At 44.0% G+C, this 7,154-nt stretch carries 6 protein-coding genes; 3 read left to right on the top strand and 3 right to left on the bottom strand.

Going from position 1 to position 7,154, the window contains the following annotated elements; translation table 11 throughout:
- Positions 1-49 precede the first annotated feature (49 nt).
- The 3 genes from IID12_09245 (at position 50) to IID12_09255 (ending at position 4,199) form a co-directional block, all read left to right on the top strand.
- The gene (locus IID12_09245; protein MCH8289272.1) at positions 50-250 is read left to right on the top strand and encodes a hypothetical protein; all 201 of its coding nucleotides are present in this window, start codon (positions 50-52) and stop codon (positions 248-250) included.
- Between the two features lie 374 nt (positions 251-624).
- Complete coding sequence (locus IID12_09250) at positions 625-3,114, top strand: cation:proton antiporter (GenBank protein ID MCH8289273.1); 2,490 nt, start codon at positions 625-627, stop codon at positions 3,112-3,114.
- A 218-nt stretch (positions 3,115-3,332) separates the two neighbouring features.
- Positions 3,333-4,199: an alpha/beta hydrolase gene (locus IID12_09255; protein MCH8289274.1), complete on the top strand. Its 867-nt coding sequence runs from the start codon at positions 3,333-3,335 to the stop codon at positions 4,197-4,199.
- Positions 4,200-4,470: 271 nt separating this feature from the next.
- Here the strand turns inward: IID12_09255 and IID12_09260 are convergent, their stop codons facing one another.
- From IID12_09260 to IID12_09270, 3 genes are read right to left on the bottom strand one after another with little or no spacing between them, the layout of a single operon-like run.
- Positions 4,471-5,088: a T9SS type A sorting domain-containing protein gene (locus IID12_09260; protein ID MCH8289275.1), complete on the bottom strand. Its 618-nt coding sequence runs from the start codon at positions 5,086-5,088 to the stop codon at positions 4,471-4,473.
- 18 nt (positions 5,089-5,106) lie between these two features.
- Positions 5,107-6,525: a redoxin domain-containing protein gene (locus IID12_09265; GenBank protein ID MCH8289276.1), complete on the bottom strand. Its 1,419-nt coding sequence runs from the start codon at positions 6,523-6,525 to the stop codon at positions 5,107-5,109.
- A 38-nt stretch (positions 6,526-6,563) separates the two neighbouring features.
- On the bottom strand, positions 6,564-7,115 hold the full coding sequence (locus IID12_09270; protein MCH8289277.1) for a hypothetical protein: 552 nt from the start codon (positions 7,113-7,115) through the stop codon (positions 6,564-6,566).
- Between the last annotated feature and the right edge of the window lie 39 nt (positions 7,116-7,154).

A 7,154-nucleotide genomic window follows, 5' to 3' on the forward strand; every position in this document is an offset into this window, starting at 1 on the left:
CGCGGCAGAGCATATTGCCTGGAGGGTTAATCAAAAAGGCCTCGTGAGAATGTACCTGCCTGAATTTCGCTGTGTTATGGACCAGGGAGGCGGCATAGGGCTATATACTTATTCGCAATATATGTCGGAAGGGGATGGGTTGAAAATTGAGCTTGGAGAAGAACCATATAAGTCGAAAATTCGATTCGAAGAGATTTTTATGGAGAAAAAAGGTGACATTGGAGAACTCCATCATCAGATGATGAAATAAGAACTTATTCACAGAGGTTTTGCCCCCTACTATTTAGCCCACTTCCAAAGTCAAAAAAAGCCTTGATACTGCTCGAATTCTTATAAACGTACGAATTTTAAGTCACTAAAAATGTGTCTCACAAACCTTCATTTTTGAGACAGTTCGCCCCGTGTCTCAAAAGCTAATTATCATACACACTCGTTTTCATGAGTTTTGGACGGTTGATATAGTGTGTTATAAGTTAGGTTTTTGAGATTGAAGTGGATATCAATGCTTCAACTATTGGGACAAGGTCGGGTCCACGGAAGATCTTTGAAGAAAATCCTTGTTAAACATTTAGTTCTCAATTAGTTTAGAACAACTCTCTTTAATGGATACCGGGGTATTATTGTTTGGAAAATCTCCCAACATTGGTCTTAGGTCTTTCCCTTATTCTCGGACTTGCTGCTCTTATGCTGCCGATAGCAAGGCGTCTTAATATACCCTATACCGTATTGCTGGCTGTTGTGGGTTTTATTCTTGGTCTTATTGAGGTCGTTGTCGATCCGGTAGGAGTCGGCGGAATTTTAGGTGACTTTCTCTACAGCCTTAAAAATTTCAAAATCACATCTGATGCAGTGATGTTCGTATTTCTCCCCGCTCTTATATTCAATTCGAGCCTATCTATCGATGCGCACAGGCTTTTGGATGATTTAGGTCCGATATTACTTCTTGCGATAGCCGGACTGCTCATATCCACTGTTTTTATCGGATACAGCATCTGGATTGTTTCAGGTATGAGCGTGCTTGTCTGCCTTCTTTTAGGAGCCATAGTGTCCGCTACCGATCCTGTGGCTGTAGTATCGATATTCGAAGATTTACACGTCCCGAAACGTCTCGCAATATTAGTCGAGGGTGAAAGTCTTTTCAACGATGCCACGGCTATCGTTTTATTCTCAATACTCAGCCTGATGGTAATGGGAAATAGCGACTTCACTCTGAAGGAAGGAATATTTCTGTTCCTTAAAGTATTTCTCGGTGGAGTGATCGTCGGATATTTGATAGCCACGATCACGGGAGCTCTGTTTAAAAGAATGAAAAAAGTGCCGATTGTTAAAATCACGCTGACGATCTCCCTGGCTTATCTTTCTTTTATTATCGCCGAGCATTATCTCCATGTCTCGGGTGTAATGGCGACGTTGACTTCAGCATTGGTAATAGGCTCCGTGGGAAGGTCGACTCTCAAGCCTTCCACCTGGAAAGATCTGGTTGAGACTTGGGAACATATAGGATTTTGGGCTAATTCTCTGATCTTTATTCTTGTCGGAGTGATCGCGCCTCAAATTATCTTTAATATTGGAATGACCGAATTAAAGATATTAGCGATTCTCACAATCGCAGCTCTACTTTCGCGCGCGTTTATCATCTTCGGGTTGCTGCCTGTGCTATCGATCGGGAACATGATAACCAGGGTGAGTACTGCATTCAAAACTGTCATGTTTTGGGGAGGTTTGCGCGGCGCAGTTTCGCTTGCTCTCGCTCTCGCTGTGATGGAGAACTCCTCCATCTCGCATGAAGTAAGGCAATTTATCGGCATACTTGTCACCGGGTTCGTTTTTATTACGCTCATGATAAATGCGACCACTATCGGTTGGGTGGTTAGATTTTTCCGATTGGACAAGCTCTCTCTAACCGACCGAATCATCAGGGACCGCGCCACCGCACTCTCTCTGAGTGAGGTATTCGTAAAGATCGAGACTGCCACAACAGAATTACAGGCGGACCCGAAGATATCGGATGCATTGATCCGAAGTTACAAAGAGCGCGTGAGTGAGATGAAGACATCTGTGGAACAAATAACTGAAATCACCGAGGAAGAATGGCTTGTTATCGGCTTGCTTGACATATCGATTCAGGAAAGAGAAAACTACCTTAAACTTTTCGGTGACAGATTGATCGATTCAAATATTATCAGGCAGCTCCTCTCGAGGAACGATAATCTGCTTGACGGCATTCGATCCAACGGGGTAATAGGTTATACGAATACGTGGCAGGAAAACCTAAGATTCGACTGGCGTTACGGATTAGCAATGCGATTGCACAGAAGTTTCGGTTATACCGGCTACCTTTCGCAACTCCTTTCAGAACGGTTCGAAATTCTTATGGCGGATTCCACTACCATTAACCGACTCATCAAAACTTCTATTGCTGAGGTTTCAAAACTATTGGGACCGGGAATCGAAAGAAATCTGGAAATTTTGCTGGATGAACGTTATACGAAATCCGAGAAGGCTCAGAACATGCTCAAACTTCAGTATCCAGTACATGGAGCGGCTTTGGAAAAAAACTATTTGGGGCGGATGGCATTAAGACTGGAGGAATCGATCTTTGAAAATATGCTGGATAATTCAATAATTGACAGGGAAGTTTTTGCCGATTTGGAAAACGAATTAGATTTAGCGTCTAAAAAACTTGATAAAATCCCCGAGCTCGACTTGGGGTTAACGCCCGTTAAACTTGTATCGTCTGTTTCGTTCTTATCTAATCTTGATCCCGCCCATCTTCAGAAGATCGTCGGTCTATTGAAAACGAGATTAGCGCTGCCGGATGAACTAATAATTAAAAAGGGCATGCGAGGTCAGGCAATGTACTTTATTTCGAGCGGAGCGGTGGAGGTGGAGTTGGATCCCGAGCCGGTTCTTTTGGGCACCAACGATTTTTTTGGAGAGATTGCCCTATTACTGGAAATTCCGAGGATCGCTAACGTTCGTGCTTTAGGCTTTTGCGAACTTTTGGTTCTTTACGTGAAGGATTTCCAGACTCTGCTCGAATCAGAACCGGAACTGCGTAAGACAATCAAACAGGTAGCCGAGGAGCGTCTGAAAAGGGACAGTATGGTCTGAGCTAATTAATTATTCCACCGATCATCTGACGTTCACCATTAAATCTACATTCTATGTCACGGATTAAACCCCACATTTGTAATTTTCCCATAAACGTGTGGGTTGGAGGTCACGAAAAATATGCGGAGCATTGTCTATTATAATTTACCTTGTAATCTTAAAATTATAATGGTACTATACTTTAGCGCCTTAAAGCAATTCCACTCAGGAGGGAAAAGATGAAAATTCTGCACCGATTATCGCTTACAAGTATTTTATTATTATATGTCGTCTTGGCTGGTTGTTCGGATGAAGCCGAAAATGTTGCTACTTCCGCTGACGGTGTACCCATAAGCTTCAGTGTATATGGAGAAGGGACACCGGCAATCGTTTTCGTTCATGGTTGGTGCTGGGGTCAGAATAATTGGAACGGACAAATCCTGGAATTCTCACGCCAGAATAAAATCATTACGATCGATCTTGCGGGTTTCGGAAAGTCCGGTCACGGTCGTACCGATTGGACTATGGAAGCTTTCGGAGAGGACGTCGTTTCGGTTGTTGAGAAGCTCGGTCTCGAACAGGTAGTGCTTGTAGGATTCTCAATGGGGGACAAAGTTATAGTCGAAGCTGCACGGATTATGCCGGAACGTATTATTGGATTGGTAGGGGTTGACAATTTCAAAAATATAGAACAGAAACTTACAGATGAACAGATAGACGGATTCATAGCCCCCTTCCGAGTCGATTTCGCTGGAACTTTAAATGCGTTCTTACTTTCCATGATCCTCCCGAATGCTGATTCTACTGAGGTCCTGGAAAAAGTGAGCGCTGAATTTGGCGGATGCGCTGCTCCACCTGATATTGCTGTGACCGTAATTGAAAATTATATAAGACACGATATGACAGAGTCGCTCAAAGAGATAAAAGCTCCTATTCACTGCATCAACTCTGATTTAGTTCCCACAGATATTGAGGCTGCTCAACGCTATGTTTCCTCCTTCAAGGTCGAAATAATGTCAGGAGTGGGTCATTTACTTATCTGGGAAGATACAGATACGTTCAATCGACTACTCGGTGAAATTATTAAGACGTTCGTAACGTCTTAATACCGGTGCTTTAGTATTCTATGATCTACTGACCGGGACCTACAGCAGTACCGGCTATTATATAACACTTTAAGCCTTTAGGTTGCGCTGAAAATTTAGCTCAAATTCTCATAATCGTATAAGATTCGATACACCAAAAATGTGTCTCATAATCGTTCGATTAGTTAACAGTTCGCCCCGTGGAGCGAAAGCTAGTTATCATAAGCTCTCGTTTTGATGTGTTTATAAGAGAGCGAATTGGTGTGTTTATACTGACGTTTATGACACAGTGCTATTTGAGCAGCATCATCTTCCGCGTCTGAATAAAGTCGCCTGCCTGCCGGACTGATGTCGGGCTGGCGTGAATTCTGTAGAAATAAATACCTGAAGAAACGCCGCTTGCATCCCACGTTATCTGGTGGAGTCCTGCGGGTTGAATCCCGTTAACGAGTCGAGCTATTTCCTCCCCACGCAAATTATATATAATCAGGAGAACTTTGCTTGTGCTTGGCAGCGCATAATTGATGGTAGTAACGGGATTAAACGGGTTTGGGTAGTTCTGGCTGAGAATGAAGGAGAGCGGCGAAGAAGAGATGTCTTCTTCCACTCCGACGATACCAAGCAGATTGTTGATAATTTCTATCATTCGCCTCGGGTTATATTCGGTGTTGTGATACACCACTTTCATCTGTTGGTCGATAATATAATCGAGTGGAAACGGGGAAGTACCTCCAAACTGATTATAATCCCAAATAACCATCTCGTCCGAATCCATCAACACGGGAAAAGTTATTCCGAAGGCGGCAATAAAGTTCTTTATCAGATCCAAATTTTCGTTATTGTTTATCCCGAAAATAACTACCGGATCCGATTCGAACGTCCGCCCTATCGTTACAGCTATGTCCGACAACTCCGGACCGCAGACCGGTCACCACGATGCGAAAAACGAGAGGACAATCACCTTGCCCGCATAATCCGACAGTGTGTGAGGAACCCCGTCGATGTCATCCAACGTGAAATCCGGGGCACTGTCGCCGATCTTAAGGGAATTTGTATTTCCCTTTGCGACAAATATCTTGCGCGGCTCGTCAGGATCGTTCGACCAAAAACTGATGACAGCCTGGGTTGTTTGATCATCTACAGGTGTAAAAGTCAACTGAACCTCCGCGACTCCTCCCGGTTCTATATTCAAAAATTCGGTATCAAGAGTAAAATCCTCTCCGTTTGAGGTTATACTATCCACCGACAACTCTGTAGGTCCGGTATTCAGTACCGTAATAATTCTTGCTTCGGAACTGCTTCCAACGGGTGTGCTGCCGAAATCATGAAACGTTTCAGAAAGAAAGATATCCGGCTCTTGTGTATTTCCGAAAAGCAGAATGTCAAAATTCAGCCAGTTGGCTACGTAAAGAAGGCTGTCTCGCGCAGCTATGCCCATTGCTCTCATCGTAATTTCTTCCCATCCGACTACGAACGGCGCTTGCCCGTCCGATACATCTATTACTTCGACAATATCCCACTCAGCCAGATATGCCTTATCGCCATCCACCGAGACACCTGCCGTAAAAAACGGGCTTTGGTAGTTACTTAAAAAGATCGGATTTGACGGTTCGTTCACATCAATTATATCAAGCCCCTGTGAACCCACAGCAACATAAGCGATGCCGTTAACCACATTCACGTCCCTGGCGGGTCCGGTTGTGGTAATTGCTGAAAACTCGCTTATGTTATTCGGATCGTTTACGTTAAGAATCTTTAGTCCTCCTATGCCATCTGCTACATAGGCGATTCCTTCTTCCACTACAACAGTCCATGCGTTAGACAAGTTTTCGTAGACGCTTACACTGAATAGAGAATTACCGGCTAATTCCAAGATCTCTAAGCCTTTTTCATGTCTGCATGCATACAGGTAGTTCGCACCGAGATATAGACCTTCATAACTCACCCCTTCTTCCTTATGCACACTTTCGAGCCTGAGAAAGTTTAGACTGGATATGTCTATAACCGATATACCGTCAAGCCTTCCGGAAGCATATGCGATTTTATCGCCGATTGCTGAATGATAATATCTCTCTCCATATGGATTACCTGATGGATTGTAACGGCTGAACATGGTCGGATTTTGAGGGTCACTCACATCGATTGCAACCAAACCTCCTACACCTGCCACCCATGCTACATCTCCCGAAAGTTCCACGTCTAACATTTCAGCGAACCAAAATGCCTGAAAGCGCCCGACCGGATCAATGTTATCCAAACCCTGGGGAATCGCCGAACTGTGGAATAGAATAAAATATAAAGAAATTACAAGTGTCCTGCGATAGAACTTCAAAATTGTCTTACCCATTCTATTAACCTCGATTAATTATCCTCGCTGCTTCCTGCTTAAAACCGACTGATTAGAGATAACCGGAAGCCTTCAAAATCGGGGACGAATCTGCACACTCCTCCTGAACATTGCCTGCCGCCGCGAACCTTACCCGTCCATAAAGTGAAGTTATGGTTTCTCATGAATTCCATCTTTGCTTCGACAAAAGTCCAGGGCCCCTTGGCTCTGTCGTTTATGTCCCCTTTTATGTCCGACCATTCCGTTCCCGTGGAGATCGAGAATCTGCCCGACGGCATATAACCTAATGACAATAGGTATTCGTTTCCTTCGTCCTTGCCGAAAAACGAAATCGTCGGGTTTCTTCTGATGTCTCTTTCTTTATATCGGAGTATTTCCGCTCTTATGTCGAAAAACGATTTCCCGAACTTCAATTCTATCTCCGACCCGAGAGATATCTTATCTGTATCCCTGAACTGCACCAATTCAATTGACGACACTTCGGAGAAGTAACGGATTTCGTTTGAAGCCGCAGCATCAAAACGCAAGTATGAAATTCTCGACGAACCGAACCGTTCCACAGCAAAGAAAACCTCCCGATACGGCATCATACGCTTTTCCGACGAAAGGGCGATACTTTTTCCTCTGTG

Source organism: Candidatus Neomarinimicrobiota bacterium (genome assembly GCA_022567655.1).
Taxonomy (GTDB): Bacteria; Fidelibacterota; SORT01; order SORT01; family SORT01; genus JADFGO01.